16 protein-coding genes are annotated in these 15869 nt (G+C 61.1%); 8 read left to right on the top strand and 8 right to left on the bottom strand.

The annotated features are described in order from the left end of the window. A complete protein-coding gene (locus tag ACL2XM_RS18995) occupies nt 1–690 on the top strand; it encodes an amino acid ABC transporter permease (protein ID WP_410012392.1) in 690 nt (229 codons plus the stop codon). A 4-nt stretch (nt 691–694) separates the two neighbouring features. Here the strand turns inward: ACL2XM_RS18995 and ACL2XM_RS18990 are convergent, their stop codons facing one another. After that, on the bottom strand, nt 695–1375 hold the full coding sequence (locus tag ACL2XM_RS18990) for a TetR/AcrR family transcriptional regulator (protein ID WP_413731396.1): 681 nt from the start codon (nt 1373–1375) through the stop codon (nt 695–697). A gap of 297 nt (nt 1376–1672) precedes the next feature. Between ACL2XM_RS18990 and bhsA (ACL2XM_RS18985) the strand changes: the two genes are divergently transcribed. After that, nucleotides 1673–1930: a multiple stress resistance protein BhsA gene (gene bhsA / locus ACL2XM_RS18985; RefSeq protein WP_413721983.1), complete on the top strand. Its 258-nt coding sequence runs from the start codon at nt 1673–1675 to the stop codon at nt 1928–1930. A 119-nt stretch (nt 1931–2049) separates the two neighbouring features. After that, nucleotides 2050–2307, top strand: coding sequence for a multiple stress resistance protein BhsA (bhsA, locus tag ACL2XM_RS18980; protein WP_410012389.1), 258 nt, complete (start codon nt 2050–2052; stop codon nt 2305–2307). A 151-nt stretch (nt 2308–2458) separates the two neighbouring features. Here bhsA (ACL2XM_RS18980) and ACL2XM_RS18975 read toward each other — a convergent pair whose 3' ends face one another. The 4 genes from ACL2XM_RS18975 to ACL2XM_RS18960 all read right to left on the bottom strand — a co-directional run bounded on the left by ACL2XM_RS18975 (nt 2459) and on the right by ACL2XM_RS18960 (nt 6207). Continuing rightward, nucleotides 2459–2986, bottom strand: coding sequence for a DUF1993 family protein (locus tag ACL2XM_RS18975; protein WP_410012388.1), 528 nt, complete (start codon nt 2984–2986; stop codon nt 2459–2461). 171 nt (nt 2987–3157) lie between these two features. Continuing rightward, nucleotides 3158–4345: a DUF1615 domain-containing protein gene (locus ACL2XM_RS18970; protein ID WP_410012387.1), complete on the bottom strand. Its 1188-nt coding sequence runs from the start codon at nt 4343–4345 to the stop codon at nt 3158–3160. Nucleotides 4346–4355: 10 nt separating this feature from the next. Further along, nucleotides 4356–5627 carry a putative hydroxymethylpyrimidine transporter CytX gene (gene cytX / locus ACL2XM_RS18965; protein WP_413721984.1) on the bottom strand — a complete coding sequence of 424 codons (1272 nt, stop codon included), beginning with the start codon at nt 5625–5627 and terminating at the stop codon, nt 4356–4358. A gap of 76 nt (nt 5628–5703) precedes the next feature. Next, on the bottom strand, nt 5704–6207 hold the full coding sequence (locus ACL2XM_RS18960) for a YgjP-like metallopeptidase domain-containing protein (RefSeq protein ID WP_413721985.1): 504 nt from the start codon (nt 6205–6207) through the stop codon (nt 5704–5706). A gap of 275 nt (nt 6208–6482) precedes the next feature. Here ACL2XM_RS18960 and dhaK point away from each other — a divergent pair, with 275 nt between their 5' ends. Genes dhaK through dhaM form a run of 3 tightly spaced genes read left to right on the top strand, consistent with a single transcriptional unit; the run spans nt 6483 to nt 9741 of the window. Further along, nucleotides 6483–7553, top strand: coding sequence for a dihydroxyacetone kinase subunit DhaK (gene dhaK, locus ACL2XM_RS18955; RefSeq protein WP_410012384.1), 1071 nt, complete (start codon nt 6483–6485; stop codon nt 7551–7553). A gap of 15 nt (nt 7554–7568) precedes the next feature. Then, the gene (gene dhaL / locus ACL2XM_RS18950; RefSeq protein WP_410012383.1) at nt 7569–8201 is read left to right on the top strand and encodes a dihydroxyacetone kinase subunit DhaL; all 633 of its coding nucleotides are present in this window, start codon (nt 7569–7571) and stop codon (nt 8199–8201) included. 28 nt (nt 8202–8229) lie between these two features. Beyond that, nucleotides 8230–9741 (top strand): dihydroxyacetone kinase phosphoryl donor subunit DhaM, encoded by a 1512-nt coding sequence (gene dhaM / locus ACL2XM_RS18945; protein ID WP_413731395.1) that lies wholly within the window; start codon nt 8230–8232, stop codon nt 9739–9741. Nucleotides 9742–9807: 66 nt separating this feature from the next. On the opposite strand, the gene dhaR is transcribed toward dhaM, so the two are convergent. From dhaR to ACL2XM_RS18930, 3 genes are all read right to left on the bottom strand, one after another. After that, nucleotides 9808–11727 carry a dihydroxyacetone kinase operon transcriptional regulator DhaR gene (gene dhaR / locus ACL2XM_RS18940; protein ID WP_410016645.1) on the bottom strand — a complete coding sequence of 640 codons (1920 nt, stop codon included), beginning with the start codon at nt 11725–11727 and terminating at the stop codon, nt 9808–9810. Nucleotides 11728–11913: 186 nt separating this feature from the next. Next, nucleotides 11914–12708, bottom strand: coding sequence for a 5'/3'-nucleotidase SurE (surE, locus tag ACL2XM_RS18935; protein ID WP_413728964.1), 795 nt, complete (start codon nt 12706–12708; stop codon nt 11914–11916). A 317-nt stretch (nt 12709–13025) separates the two neighbouring features. Then, the gene (locus ACL2XM_RS18930) at nt 13026–13886 is read right to left on the bottom strand and encodes an SDR family NAD(P)-dependent oxidoreductase (protein ID WP_413727271.1); all 861 of its coding nucleotides are present in this window, start codon (nt 13884–13886) and stop codon (nt 13026–13028) included. Between the two features lie 416 nt (nt 13887–14302). Between ACL2XM_RS18930 and ACL2XM_RS18925 the strand changes: the two genes are divergently transcribed. Together ACL2XM_RS18925 and ACL2XM_RS18920 are read left to right on the top strand one after the other, a co-directional pair. Continuing rightward, nucleotides 14303–15280 carry a TRAP transporter substrate-binding protein gene (locus tag ACL2XM_RS18925; protein WP_413721988.1) on the top strand — a complete coding sequence of 326 codons (978 nt, stop codon included), beginning with the start codon at nt 14303–14305 and terminating at the stop codon, nt 15278–15280. A 63-nt stretch (nt 15281–15343) separates the two neighbouring features. Continuing rightward, nucleotides 15344–15853, top strand: coding sequence for a TRAP transporter small permease (locus tag ACL2XM_RS18920; RefSeq protein WP_410012378.1), 510 nt, complete (start codon nt 15344–15346; stop codon nt 15851–15853). Nucleotides 15854–15869 lie beyond the last annotated feature (16 nt).

Here is a 15869-nt window from a genome sequence, read left to right as displayed (position 1 = left end):
ATGATGGAATTTGTGGCGGCCTATTCGCCGCTGTATTTGCAGGGCGTGCTGGTCGGTCTTTCTTTAACCGTCTTCGCTATGGCGGGCGCCCTGGTCATCGGTTTGCTGGTGGCGCTCGGGCGTTTATCCCGGCGGATGCCGGTGCGGCTGTTTTGTCTGGCGTATGTCACTGTTTTTCGCGGCGTGCCGCCGCTGGTATTGCTGTATCTGGTGTATTTCGGCTTGCCGGCCTGGGCCAGCCAGGCCGGCAGCCCGCTGCTGATAAGCCTGCTCAGCCCGCTGGATAACCGGCTGCTGGCGGCGACCCTGGCGTTTGCGGTTAACGCCGGCGCCTATACCGCGGAAAGCATTCGCGCCAGCATTACCTCGATTCACAGCGAGCAGATGGAGGCCGCCCGCTCCATTGGCATGACCTATCCGCAGGCCATGCGGCGCATTATCCTGCCGCAGGCGCTGCGGGTGGCGTTTCCGCCGTTGTGTAATGAGTTTATCATCGTGCTTAAGGGAACGTCGCTGGCGTCGGTTATCGGCGTTACCGAGCTGATGCGCAATGCCCAGATGGTGGCGTCGGCCACGTTCCTTAATCTTCAGGCCTACCTGCTGGCCGCCGCGTTTTATGTGGTGCTGGTGATCCTGCTGCAAGTGCTCGCCAGCGCCGTCGAACGCCGCCTGAGCCTGCCGAAAGGCTAAGGCGCTACGCTTTACTCTCCTTGCCCCTCATTCCCGCGTCAGGCTTGGGTACGGTCAGCGCCGGCCAAACCGCCATCCAGGTGGCCGCGATGGCGAGCAGATCATCCCGGCTGGCGCCTTCGCGCGCCTGTACCGACATGCCGTGCAGCGCGCAGACCAGATTCTTGGCCAGGCCTGCCGCGTCAATATCCGCCGCCAGCTCTCCCGTCGTCTGGCGCTGGCGGAAAAATGCCAGCAGCATATCCTCCTGCCGGTGATGGCGGGCGCGCAGCATCAGCGCCACGTTGTGCGAGGACGAAGACAGCGCCGCAGAGGTGCAGATTAAAAAGCAGCCCGGCGGCAGCGTCTCATTGGTAAACATCGCTGCGGCGTCGCGCAGGTAATCCCTCAGTACCTCATCCAGCGGGCGGCCCGCATCGGCCAGCAGGTTTTTACCCCGCTCGGCGTACAGCGCGATATAACGTTCGGCGGCGGCGCGAAACAGCCCCTCCTTATTACCGAACGCGCTATAAAGCGTCGGCGCCTTGGCGCCGGTGGCCGCCACCAGATCGGACATGGAGGTGGCTTCATAGCCATGGCGCCAGAACAGTTCCAGCGCTTTATCCAGGGCGCACTCCCGGCTGAACTGTTTTGGCCGGCCCGGTCCTTTGGCGGTTTTGACACACGCAGTCAGATGTGTGTCCATAAAATCCTCTCTTAATGATGGTGATGTATCAGTATATAATTAACGATCATTAAGAAAATTACAAGCACCACGTGGCAACGCAGGGAGGTGACGCATTGCCAAGGGGGTCGTAAAGGGGATAAAGACAAAAAATTTTCAACTTTAATCGTATTATTATCAGTTGCTTAACTATTAAATTAACGATCGATAATAAAAAGAAGTTGCGTGCCGCGCCGCGGGAGGATAGTATTTAGTTATCGAACGTTAATAAATTAACGTCGCCAACTGAATCCTGACTAACTTTAGAGAGTACACATCATGAAAAACGTAAAATATGCCGTTGCCGCCATCGCCCTGAGCGTTGTTTCTTTCGGTAGCTTCGCCGCCGACCTGGTTAACGCCGCACCGGCCGACCAACAGCAGGTCGGGGTGATTTCCGCCACCGGCGGCAGCAACCTGTCCTCGCTGGAAAGCCAACTGGCCGATAAAGCCGCGCAGTCCGGCGCCAAGTCGTTCCAGATCACCTCGACTACCGGCCAGAATAACCTGCACGGCACCGCGGTGATTTATCAATAAGTGTGGCCGGCCGCGGGGCCTATCCCCCGCGCCGCAGATAAATAACAAACCCACAATCGTTAATTATGCGCTTACCCGCGGATAATGATAATGTCATTTGAATACAGAGAGTCGCTATCATGAAAAACGTAAAATATGCCGTTGCCGCCATCGCCCTGAGCGCTATTTCCTTCGGTAGCTTCGCCGCCGACCTGGTTAATTCAGCGCCGGCCAACCAGCGCCAGGTCGGGGTGATTTCCGCCACCGGCGGCAGCAACCTGTCCTCGCTGGAAAGCCAGCTGGCCGATAAAGCCGCCCAGTCCGGCGCCAAGTCGTTCCAGATCACCTCGACCACCGGTCAGAATAACCTGCACGGCACCGCGGTTATTTATGAATAATATAAAAAGAACGGAAGCGCCGTTTAACCGGCCTTCCGTTCTTTTTTATTCGCTATTATTGCGCCGTCAGCGCGGCGTCTTAATAGTTTCTCCCGCCGTTAACCTCCCTGTTTATCCGCCGCGTTCGCGTGCTCATCGCTTGTCAAATCACTTATTCAAATGAACCCAGATAATCGCTTTTACCTATAGCCAGGCCCTGGTTACGCAGGATGTCATAGGCCGTGGTGATATGGAAAAACAGGTTCGGCAACGCCAGGCGGAATAAATAATCATAGCCGGTGAAGGTTTTCGCCGTACCGCGCATATTCATCACGATGGGCCTTTCGCCGCTATGGGCAAACTGATCCTGGGACAGGCTGTTGAGGTAGGTGATGGTTTTGGCGATACGCTCCTGCAACTGCTCAAAGGTGGTCTCGGTATCGGGAAAACTGGGAATGTCGCCGCCGGACAGGCGCGCCGCGCAGGATTTTGCCGCGTCGCTGGACGACTGCACCTGCCGGGCCAGGCTGAACATATCGGGGGCCAGGCGGGCGTTGACCAGTTGGGATTCGTCGATGCCCTGCTCGGCGGCGTAAGCGACCGCTTTATGCAGCAGCGCGGACAGATTGTTCAGTGCCCGGATAAATACCGGGATCGAAGCCTGGTAGTAGGTCAGGTCATGTTGTGCCGGATTAGCCATTTTTCGTCTTCTCATCGTTATCGGACATCAGGATAGACAGCGGGCCGTTGATTCTGCCCGCCATCAACTTAGGGCGCGGCATCCGGCCCGTCAATGTTTTTTTAACGATCGCTATGAAATGTGATAACCCGGCGGCATTGGTTTCAGGTACAGCATACGCAGGCCAACGCCTCAGCCGGCCCGGTCGCGGGCCAGGCAGGCCAGGCGCCGTTCATCAACCCGTTTGGCGAACCAGGCGGTGGTCAGCTTGCGGGTTATTTTCGGGCTTTCCAGGGTAATGCCCGGCAGTATGGCGCGCGGCAACGGCTGGCCCTGGGTTTTATCGGCCAGGGCAAACACGCGCCGGTAAAGATCCGTTTCTTCAAAATCCAAACGTTCGCCCTTTTCCAGCGCCCGGCGGATGGCCGCGTCGCCGATATCCAGACGCTTGCCGATCGCCCGTACGGCCAGTTCCGTGGCGCTCGCCGCATCCGACCCATAGTTAACCAGATCGCCGTCAAGCGCCAGCTGCTTGCCGGAGAGGCGATTGACGGCATTCTGGAACGCGGCGTTGCGGCTGGCATACCAGCCGGCGTTGAAATCGGCGAAGCGGAAGATCTGCCGGGGATAATGGGTAGGGTAGCCGAGTAAATGCACAATGCCGAAATACATGCCGCCGCGCCGGCTGAACACTTCGTGGCGGATCGAGCCCTCGATGGGGTAGGGATAGCCGTCGGCGTGTTCGGCGGCGAAGGCGATGCTGACCTGCATCGGCCCGCCGGTATGGACCGGGTTCAGGTTGCCGAACAGTTTTTGCCCCATCGGCACCATGCCGATAAAGTCCTCGAAAATGCCGCTCAGTTCCTTTTCATTGCGCACGTTGTCCAGGCGTTCGCTATAGGTCTTGCCGTTGGGCGAATTGATATGCAGCGCCGCATGGACCACGATCGCCGGGATATGCGCCTGCGCGGCGCGGCGGTCGATTTCATCCCAGGCTATCTTGCCCAGGCCCGCTACCGGCGCGTCGGCCTGCAGCCCTGATTCCTGCTGGGCTACCGCCAGTACCGAGCAGATATTCTCGCTATTGGGGTCGATATTGCGAACGGCGAACGCCGTATAGATATCCTTGGCCCAGCCCGCGCGATCGGCGGTATTGGCCGGCAGTAACCGGATGATATGCGCCTGGACGTCCGCCGGCTGCGGCTTGGCGGGCTGGCGCTGCTGGCTGCCGCAGCCGGCCAGCGCCAGCAGCAGGGCGATGCCCGCCCAGGGGCGGCAGGCGCGCGATAATGCCGCCGCCGGGCGGTTTCCCGCTTGGCCGCCGATCCTGTCGGCGACCTGGGCAACAGGTGAAAATGAGATAACGCGGTATAAAAGCATGGCTTTCCTGTTAAACCTGACGGGGACGGCGGGACAACGCACAATGCAGCAGCCCCGAGATAAGCAGCGCCGGCAGGGTGGCGCCCACCTGCGGCAACCAGTGCGACATGGCCTGGTAGACCGCGATGCCGCAGACCCAGGCCAGGAAGGCCCGCCATGACAAGGCGGCGCCCGGGGCCAGGTCATGGCGGCGGCGCACCAGGAAATGCTCCACCAGCACCACGCCGAACAGGGGCGCGAACACCGACCCGATCAGCAGCAGAAAGTTTTCATACTGCGACAGCGGCACCCGCCAGGCTATCAGCGTACAGGCCAGGCCGATAACCAGGGTCAGCGGTTTCACCCGCAGCGGCACCAGCAGCGCCGACGACAGCGCCGCAGAATGGATATCGGCAAAGGCGTTTTCATTTTCATCGATAAGGATAAGCAAAAGGGGAATGCCCATGGCGGCGCCCGATAACGCCACCAGCAGCGCGCTGGTATCGTTATTGCTGACGAACGCCAGGGCATAGGCGCCGCCCAGGGCCATGATCCACAGACTGCCGCACAGATAGCCGGCCAGGGTGCCGAAAAAGGTTTGCCGGGCGCTTTTGCCGAAACGGGTGTAATCCCCCACCAGCGGCAGCCAGGATAAGGCCATTGAAATCACGATATCGCAGCCCGCCGCAAACGGCAGCGTGCCGTCGCCGGGGCTGGCGGCCAGCGCGCCCATATCCGCCCGCCGCCATAACGACCAGCTCAGCCAGCCGCAGGCAATAATCAACAGCCAGATGCCGAAGCGCCGCAGCACCACCCGGATAAACGCCAGCGGCCCCGACAACGCCAGCGCCGTGGCGCACAGGCCGAACAGCCAGGTCCACAGAATGGGATTCGCCCACGGACTGCCGCCACCCAGGGCGCGCGTCGCCAGCAGGCTGGCCGCGTCACGCATCATCACAATTTCAAACGCGCCCCAGCCGACCAACTGCAAAAAGTTGAGCAGCGCGGGTACCGACGCGCCGGTATTACCCAGGCTGAAGGCCATGCCCGCCATGGACGATCGCCCGGTGTCATAACCGATAACGCCTGACAGCGCCAGCAGCACGCAGCCGGCCAGCGATCCGATGGCGATGGCGGACAGGGCGCCCAGCATGCCCAGGCCCGGCGTAAGAAGGGCGCCGGCCTGCAACACCGCCAGCCCCAGGCCTAAAGAGAACCATAAGGAAAAAAGGTCCCGCCAGCCCAATACGCGCCCGCCAGGGGCAATCAACCGGTCTGGGGCATAAGTATCACTGTTTTTCATGGGGTTATCTGTTCACACAAGGATAAGCGAGCATAGCATAGCCCGCGCGCGCCGTCGGCTAATCCTGGCGCCGGCGTCAATCCGGCTTGCCTTGCAGCGCGAGCTGCGTCAGCCACAGGCGGGTATCGAATTCCAACTGGTGATAGCGCGGCTCCATATGGCAGCAAAGCTGATAGAACGCCTTGTCATGCTCTTTCTCTTTCAGGTGGGCCAGCTCATGCACCACGATCATGCGCAGGAAATCCGCCGGCGCGGTTTTGAATACCGTGGCGATGCGGATCTCCGCCTTGGCTTTCAGTCTGCCGCCCTGCACGCGCGATACCGCGGTGTGCAAACCCAGCGCATTCTTCAGCACGTGGATTTTACTGTCCCAGGCGACTTTATTGATCGGGGCCGCATTGCGCAGGTAGCGGTTTTTCAGCTCCAGCGTATATGCGTACAGCGCCTTGTCGCTGGCGATCTCATGCGCGGCGGGATAGCGCTGCGCCAGCACCGCCGCCAGCCGCTGCTCCGCGATAAGCGTGCGCACCTGGGCGAGGAGGTGCTCCGGGTAACCCTGCAAATAGATAAGTGGTGTCATAAGTGCCCTGTTGCGCGGCAAAAGATGCCGACCCGGCTAAGGGTAACGGATCCCGGGTTTAAAACCAACGGCCGCGGCCGCGTCGCCCCGGTGTTATCGCCGGCCCGTAATGTGCGTCAGTTCACCCTCTGCCGCGCTACGCCCGCCTGATGTTCCAAAATGAAACCTTATCCGCGCCGCAACGTTCCAAAACGGAACTATTTACGTCGTTATCCCGTCCGGCCAAAGCTGCCTTATAGTCATGATCTATTCCTATTCATCTGGCGGAGCAGCGTATGAAAAAATTAATCAATAGCGTTGAAACGGTGTTGCAGGAACAGCTCAACGGCCTGGTAGAGGCGCATCCCACACTGGCATTGCACCAGGAACCGCTGTTTATCACCCGCGCCGACGCGCCGGTGGCGGGGCGGGTGGCGCTGATGTCCGGCGGCGGCAGCGGCCATGAGCCGATGCACTGCGGTTATATCGGCCAGGGTATGCTGGCCGGCGCCTGCCCCGGGGAAATCTTCACCTCGCCCACGCCGGATCAGATGTATGAATGCGGACAGGCGATTGACGGCGGCCAGGGCGTATTGATGCTGATTAAAAACTATACCGGCGATATCCTTAATTTCGAGACGGCGGCGGAATTGCTGCACGCCAGCGGGACGGCGGTGGCGACCCTGGTGGTCGACGATGACGTGGCGGTAAAGGACAGCCTGTTTACCACCGGGCGGCGTGGCGTGGCCAATACCGTGTTGCTGGAAAAATTGCTGGGCGCGGCGGCGGCGCGCGGCGACTCGCTCGATGATTGCGCGGCGCTTGGGGAGCGCATCAACAACCAGGGGCATTCCCTGGGCATCGCCCTGGGCGCCTGCACCGTGCCCGCCGCCGGCAAACCGTCGTTTGCGCTGGCGGACAACGAGATGGAATTCGGCATCGGCATCCACGGCGAGCCGGGCATCGAGCGCCGTCCGTTTATCTCGCTTAACGACACGGTGGATACCCTGTTCGCCACCCTGATCGAAAACGGCGGCTACCAGCGCACCCTGCGGCACTGGGATCGCCAGGCGGGCGATTGGCGTGAAACCCGCCAGTCCAAGCAGCCGTTGGCAAAAGGCGATCGGGTTATTGCGCTGGTCAATAACCTGGGGTCGACGCCGCTGTCGGAGCTGTATGGCGTCTGGCATCGCCTGGCGGAGCGCTGCGCGGCGTTCGGCCTGCAGGTGGAACGTAAATTAATCGGTTCCTATTGCACTTCGCTGGATATGCAAGGCATGTCCATCACCCTGCTGAAGGTGGATGACGCGCTGCTGGAACTGTGGGATGCGCCGGTCAACACGCCGGCCCTGCGCTGGGGCTGTTAATTTATGGAGGCAATAATGGTTATTACCAGACAGCATATCGTCAGTTGGCTGCAACTGTGCGCCGAGGTGTTCACCGAACAGCGGGACTTCCTTACCCAACTGGATTCGGATATCGGCGACGGCGATCACGGTCTGAATATGAACCGCGGTTTTAATAAGGTACTGGAGAAATTGCCTTCAGTCGCGGACAAGGATATCGGCTTTATCCTCAAGAATACCGGCATGACGCTGTTGTCGAGCGTGGGCGGCGCCAGCGGCCCGTTGTTCGGCACCTTCTTTATCCGCGCCGCCCAAAGCGCCAACGCCAAACAAAGCCTCGATTTGCCGGCCCTGTGCCAGATGCTGAAGGAGGGCGTGGAAGGGGTGGTCATGCGCGGCAAGGCTGAACCCGGTGACAAGACCATGTGCGACGTCTGGGTGCCGGTGGTCGAGCAACTGGAACAGGACAGCCGGGACCACCTGGCGTTGCCCGACGCCCTGCGCCAGGCCGTCGAGCGGGCGCAGCGGGCGCTGGAGTCCACCATCACCATGCAGGCGCGTAAAGGACGGGCCAGCTATCTGGGCGCACGCAGCATCGGCCACCAGGATCCCGGCGCCACCTCGGCGATGCTGATGATCCAGGCGCTTTACCAGGTGACGACCCGTTAGTCGCAGGCCCGGGCGGGCAGGAGGAAAGATGGTCAATATCGTGGTAGTGTCCCACAGCCTTCTTCTGGCGCAGGGCGTAGCTGAGCTGGCTGAACAAATGATCCAGGGCGGCTGCCGGCTGGTTATCGCCGCCGGGGTGGACGACGGCGATCATCCCATCGGCACCGATGCGGTCAAGGTGATGGACGCCATTGAATCGGCGGACGATCCCTCCGGGGTGCTGGTGCTGATGGATCTCGGCAGCGCCCTGTTGAGCGCGGAAACCGCACTGGAACTGCTGGACCCCGCGCTGGCGCAGCGGGTAACGCTGTGCGCCGCGCCGCTGGTGGAAGGCACCCTGGCGGCGGTGGTGGCGGCGTCGGCGGGGGGTAGCCTGGCGCAGGTGAAGGCGGAGGCGCTGGGCGCGCTGGCGGCTAAGGCCCGCCAGCTTGGCGAGCCGGATGACGCCGGCGACGAGGGGCCGGGCAAGACGGTAATGCCCGCCGACAGCCAAAGCGTCAGCTGGACGGTGCTTAACCCGAACGGACTCCATGTCCGTCCGGCGGCGCGGCTGGCCGGGGTATTGGCGCCGTTTAAGGCGGACCTGCGTCTTGAAAAGGGCGGGCGCGGCGTCGACCCGCGCAGTCTTAACCAACTGGCGACGCTGCAAATCCGCCAGGGCGATACCCTGCGCCTGCTGGCCAGCGGACCGGAGGCGGGGGCGGCGCTGGACGCGTTTATCGCCCTGGCGCGCCGGGGTTTCGGCGAACAGGTCGACGTGCGCGCCGGCATGACGCTTACCGGCATACCGGTTCCCCCCGGCGGTATTCGCGCGCCGGTGCTGAAGCTGCGTCCGGCCCGTTATCATGCGCGGCCGGAGACGATTTCGCGCCAGCAGATAACCGGACAGCAGCAGCGGCTGCGTTCGGCGCTGGCGGCGACCCGCGGCGATCTGCGGCGGCTGGCGCATCGGGCCGGCGATGCCATGGGGCCGGATCAGGCGGCCATTTTCAGCGCCCACGCGCTGCTGATTGAGGATGCGGATCTACTGCGGGCGCTGGATCAACGCATCGCAACGGAACTCTCCAGCGCCGAGGCGGCGGCGTCGCGGGAACTGATGGCCATGGTCGACGAGTACCGCGCCATGGAGGACCCCTACCTGCGCGCCAGGGAACTGGATATCCGCGATATCCTCAACCGGGTACTGGGACATCTTGGCGCCGGGCCGGTGGCGCCGCCCGGCGTTGGCGACGGCGACGGCGTGCTGCTGGTGGCCGAGGAACTGATGCCTTCCGAGATGCTTGGCCTGGACCGGCAAAAGGTGAAAGGCATTTGCCTGAGCGCGGGGAATATCTGGTCGCATAGCGCCATCCTGGCGCGGGGGCTGGGCATACCGATGGTAGTGGGCGTGAGCGGATGTTTACAGGCCACCCGCAACGGCCAAACGGCGGCGCTGGACATGGCCGCCGGCACCCTCACCGTCGACAAGCCCGCCGGTGGTAAAAAAGCGGGGACGGAGGAGAGCGAAGACAAAAAGCCGCGCGGCGGCGCGCTGGTTTAACGCCTGGCGCTTTCGCAGCGATGTTTGACGCGAGTATTTTCCCGGCGCCGGCGGACCCGCCGGCGCTTATTCCGCCTCGGCGCCCGTTTTGAACCGCGCCATTTCCAGGTGGTATTGCTTCACCTTGCGCCAAAGCGTGGTGCGGCCGATGCCCAGCAGCGGCGCCATTTCGTTTAGCTGACCCCGGCATACCAGCGCCGCGCGGATAATCGCCTGGCGCTCCAGGTCCGGAAACGACAGCACCGGCTGCGACGCGGGCGCGTCCGGTTCCACCAGCGCCCGTTCCTGCAGCAAATGCTCCGGCAGATCGTTAAGCTCGATACGATTGTTGCGGCAGGTCATGGCGGCGCGCTCCACCACGCTTTTCAGCTCCTGATCGTTGCCCGGCCAGGGGTACAGGCACAGCTGGCGAATGACGTCCCCGCCAATCTGATAGCGGCACTGGAAATGGCGGCCCAGCGCCTGCAGGCTGTCCTGCACCAGCACGGGAATATCCTGCGTCCGCAGGCGCAGCGGCGGGATATGCAGTTCAAAGGATTGCAGCGTGTAAAACAGCTGGCGGCGAAAACGGTTTTGCTTGACCAGCAGCGGCAGATCGGCGCCGGTGGCGGCGATGACCCGCACATTCACCGGGATCACCCGGTTCGAATTGACGCGCATCAGCATGCCGGTCTTGATGATTTGCAGCAGGGCTGACTGCATTTCCGGCGACAGATATTCCACCTGTTCCAGATACAGGGTGCCGCCGTTGGCGAGTTCGAATTTACTCGGCTGCCCGGCCTCGCCCTCGCTGGCATCGCTGCCCAGAAATTCCCGCGCCATCAAATCCTGCGGCAACGCCTGGCAGTTCAGGGCGATAAACGGACCCTGCGCGCGTTCGCCGCCGTTATGGATGGCCTGTCCCAGACGCTGCTTGCCCACGCCTTCCTCGCCGTGCAGCAGCATGGGATGGCTGCCTTTGGCCGCCTGTTTGCCATAACGCACCAGCCGCCGCATTTCCAGCGACGCCAGCGGCATATCCGCAAAGGTATAACTCACCCGGCCCAGCTGGTTATGCACCAACTGCTGCAGGAGTTCCTGCGGGTGAAGCAGGGCGATAAAACCGCAGCGATCGCCGTCGGGAATAGGCTTTAGCGTCAGCAGCGCCGGGATAAACTGCTGCCGGTTCTCAAACGTGACCTGGACATGGCTCAGCGGGCTGCGGTTATGCATGGCCTGGATCACCAGCGCCGGCAGCGTCAGCAGGGTCAGCACCGGCTTGCCGAGGCTCTCCGTTTCATCGAGGCGCAGCATGGCCGCCGCGCGCGCGTTAAGGTATTGCAGGCAACCGTGCTGATCCCAGGCCAGCACGCCGTCTTCCACGCCGTCGAGCAGGGCGTTGAGCGCGTTAAGGTGGCGGTTGGTTTCGGCCAGCAGGCTGTCGGCGTGCAGGTAATTGCCCACTTCGCGCGCCAGCACCAGCGTCAGCGACAGATCGCTGGCGGCCTTGTCCTCCACCAGGCTGGCCAGCACGATGACCGCCCGCTGGCGGCCGCCGTTGTCGTACACCGGGGCGGCGCAAAAGTGCCAGGGGTGCAGCGCCTGGCGGAAATGCTGTTCTCCCGCCAGTTGCACCGGATAGCCCCCGGCGATGGCCAGCGCCGGCGCGTTGGTGCCGATCAGGCCTTCGGTCCAGTAACTGCCGGGGCCGATGCCCAGCGCCTCCAGCCGGGCCTGGGTAAACGGATGGCCGCACGCCCACAGGGTACAGCCGCTTTCATCCAGGATCAGCAACGCGCAGGGCCGCGACTCCATATACTCATACGCATCCTCCAGCGCCGCCTGTCCCAGTACCAGCAAATCGTCCTTACGCCGGCAAATGGAAGCGAAGGTCACGCCGGCGGCCCGGTGCGCGGGACGCCAGTCGGCGGGCTGCATCAGTTTGCGGCAGCGGCGCCGGGATTCCTCCAGGGCCGGAACGGCGCACGCCGGTTCCCGCTTGGGCAGGTCGTCGCGGCCAGGGTGGGGCAAGGCAGTTTTCAGCACCAAGGTATCGTCTCCCCGGATTAACGGCATCAAGGGAGGTATTACTCCAGAATCCCGGCGGGATTTCTGTTAAGCCTCAGGCAAATATCGCAGGCGGCGATAACGCGGGGGGAGCAACCGCACCGGCGGGGCGCGGTTAGGCAGGGGCTAAAAGTCCTGGCCGTACAGGCTGCCGAGACGTTGGAACTCTTTCATTTCAGTCCGCTCGAAGGTGAGCGGCGTCACCGAAATATAGCCTTCGTCATTCAGCTTCAGCTCGCTGTTCTCCGGGCGTTCAAGGCCGCCGTGCTGCACCCGGATCCAGAAATAGTCCTCGCCGTGGGGATCCTTGGCGGGAATGACCATCATGCCGTCCACATTGCCCATGCCCTGCTTGGTGACCCTGATGCCTTTCACCCGATCGGCGGGCATATCCGGGAAATTCACATTCAGGCACACCTGCCGGTCCCATGTCGCCTGCAACACATGCCGCAGGGTCGGTATCAGGTAGCGCGTGGCGCTATCCCAGTTTACCGGTTGATCGGGATCGCGGTTCTGGCTTAGCGCAATCGAGGGAATGCCCGACAGCATGCCGGTCATCGCCGCGCCCACCGTGCCTGAGAGCAGGGTTTCAAATCCCAGGTTGGAACCGTTGTTGACGCCGGAAAGCACCAGGTCGGGCGGGGAACCGAGCATCGCCTGGTGCACGGCGTAGGCCACGCAGTCGGCGGGCGTGCCATAGACGGCAAACCGCCGCGGACCTTTGTTGATCACCCGCACCGGCTCGCGCATGCTCAGGGAGTTGGCCACGCCGCTTTTGTCCTGGGCGGGGGCGACTATCCACACCTCTTCTGCAATCTCCTGGGCGGCCTTGGCCAGCAGCTCCAGACCGGGGGCGTCGATGCCGTCATCATTGGTCAATAAAACGCGATTCACTTTTTTCATCACAGGGTTGTTCTCCATGGGTCAGGCCAAAAATGAATGAATGTCGAGTTGATTTCGCCACGGGCTCTGCCTGACATCATAAGACAAAAATCACGTGCGCAGGGGATAAAATCTGCGCGGCCGCGCGGCTGCCCGCCCTGGGGCGGGCCATAAAGCGCAGCGCAAGGGTAAAAAAAGGGGTTGAACAGCGGATGACAAAAATATGACAAATCAAAGAAATAAAGCGGTTACCCCAAGCGCACTACGTGTTTGCCATCAATACGCTAGTTCATTAAATTGAGGGAGGCCATAAGTCCCGGATTATTCCCGCCATCATCAACGACCTCTCATTGATATCACTGCGGGAAATCCGTCGCCAGCGACGCATCCTTCCACGCCGCCAGATCCAGCTTAACCTCGCCGAGTTTCTGATACGCCAGATCCCAGGCAAGATTGCCGGCAAACAGATGCAGCGGCGGTTTTTCCACGGACGCGATCCGGACGATAAGTGCGGCCAGCTTGTCGGGATCGCCGGCCTGGTTGCCCGCCAGGGTGTCCCTATGCAGATCCAGCGACGCCTGGGCAGCGGCGTAGTCGTCAATCTGGCGCTGCGCCACCGCCAGGGAGCCGGCCGAGAGAAAGTCGGTGCGCACCGGCCCGGGGTAGATCACGGTGGCATGGATGCCCAACTCCCGCGTTTCGGCCGCCAGCGATTCCGTCAGTCCGGCCAGGGCGAACTTGGCGGCGACATAACCGCCCCAGCCGGCATAGCCGCCCTGGAAACCGGCAACGGACGCGATATTGATAATGTGCCCTGCGCGCTGGCGGCGCAGCTGCGGCAAGGTCTTGCGCAGTACGTTTAGCGGCGCGAAGACATTGACGTCGAAATTACGGCGCAGTTCGGCGTCGGTCAGCGCTTCCACCGTGCCCTGCAGGCCATAACCGGCATTATTTACCACGACATCGATAACGCCGAACGCCTTTATAGTTTGCTCCACCGCCGCGCCGACGCTGTCCTCGTCGGTGAGATCGGCTTCCAGCGGCAGGAACAGCAGGAACTGGTCGGCGGTGGGCGCCACGGCGCGCTCCAGCGCCGCGCGGTTTCTCGAGGTGGCGGCCACGTTGTGGCCCTGCGCCAGCAGCAGGCGGGCCAGGGTCAGACCGAGGCCCCTGGAGGCGCCGGTAATAAACCAAGTCTTGGGTGGTAGGGTGCGCATAGCAGTTATTCCTCAGGATAATGAAACGGGCCGTCGGTCTGACGGGCGATCGGTTTGCCGACGTCGACGCCGTCCGGCTGGAGAATGACCATGCTATGGTACGGGGTTGTCCGCCGCGCGCGAATATACAGTCCTTTTGATTTGTTGCCTATTTCTCTTTAATTGCTCTTCAAAACGGTTTGCCGCAAAAATTGGCATTTAATTTCAATTTGTGACAGACATTAAAATTTCACATTTTGATAACCAAAAAATGTGACCCACTTCATTCTACTGATTGATGGTGTATTTTATAAAACACCGTTCCAGATATATTCATTTTGTTACTTTCCTTTTGCTTATACATTTTAGCGCCCAGCGGCGAGCTGCCCGTCCGCCCAGGCGTATGCGACCTCTGAAACCCGTCCGGAGTTAAAATAATGAAAACGAATAAATTATTGATTGCACTATCGATAACCCTGGCCACCGCATTGTCCGCCCCCATCGCCACGGCCAGGGTGCTCAAGGTCGCCGAGGTGCAGCCCGACGGCTATCCCACGGTGGTGGCGCTGCAGCATATGGGGGAAAAGCTGAAGCAGGCTACCGACGGGCGCCTGGAGATGAAGGTCTATTCCGGCGGCGTGCTGGGGGATGAAGAGCAGACGCTGCAGCAGGTACAAATCGGCGCGGTGGATATGATTCGCGTTTCGCTGGCGCCGATGACCACCATTGCCCCGGAAACCAGCGTGCTCACCCTGCCGTATATTTTTCGCGATGAAGATCATATGCATAAGGTGCTTGACGGCGAAGTGGGGCAGGAAATCGCCGCCAAGGTCAGTGCGGATCCCAAGGCTAAAATGGTCTTCCTCGGCTGGACCGACGCCGGCGTGCGCAATATGATCACCAAAAAACCGGTGGTGAAGCCGGAGGATCTGCACGGCATGAAGATCCGCGTACAGAATAGCCAGATTTCGCTGGCGACATTAAAAGCCATGGGCGCCAATCCGGTCGCCATGGGCGTAAGCGAAGTCTTCAGCGCCATGCAGACCGGCGTGGTGGACGGCACCGAAAATAATCCGCCGACCTTTGTTGCCCATAATTATATTCCGGTGGCCAAGTATTACACCCTGACCGGCCATTTTATCCAGCCGGAAATGATTTTGGTATCCTCGCTGGTGTGGAATAAATTATCCGCCGCGGATCAGCAGACCATGCTGAAATTGGGCAAGGAAGCGCAACTGGACGAGCGGCAATTATGGGCCACCTACAACCAGCAATCGCTGGATAAAATGAAAGCCGCCGGCGTGACGTTCCAGAATATCGATCATGATTATTTCATTAAGGCGACGCAGCCGGTAAGAGATCAGTTTGGCAAAGGACATGAAGAATTAATGAAACGTATTGCCGATGTGCATTAATCCTTATCCCTCCCTGCGGCGGGGATAACGTCCCGCCGCCTGCAACCTTTCAGGTGGAACATTATGCCTTTTAATTATTCCCGGTTAATGGACGGGTTGTATGCGATATGTCTGCTGATCGCCAGCATCGCGCTGATGATTATGGTCACCGTGATCCCCATCGGCATCGGCGCCCGTTATTTGTTTGATAACGCCCTGTCCTGGCCTGAGCCGGTGGCGATTGTCTGCATGATTATCTTTACCTTTATCGGCGCGCCGGTGGGGTATCGCGCCAACACCCATATTTCCGTCTCGATCATGACCGATCGGCTGTCCCCCGCCGGAAAGCGTCTCTGCGAGCTGGCCTGCGATATCCTGATGTGCGTGATCTGCCTGATCATGATCTGGTACAGCACCAGCCTGTGCGCCGCCATGTGGGACCAGATGATGGCCTCGCTGCCGGGCTTTTCGTACGGAGAAATGTACCTGCCCATCCCCGTAGGCTCGTTCCTGATGATGTTGTTTGTCATCGAACGCATGATATCCGGGCCCCAGGATCACCGTCCTTTGGTGATGCTGGGCAATTCCCATTAATAAAGCGGAGCGGTGC

This window comes from Sodalis sp. RH20 (assembly GCF_047324205.1).
Taxonomy (GTDB): domain Bacteria; phylum Pseudomonadota; class Gammaproteobacteria; order Enterobacterales; family Enterobacteriaceae; genus Acerihabitans.
Note: the sequence above shows the minus strand (reverse complement) of the source record. Positions and strands in the feature narration are given on the sequence as shown.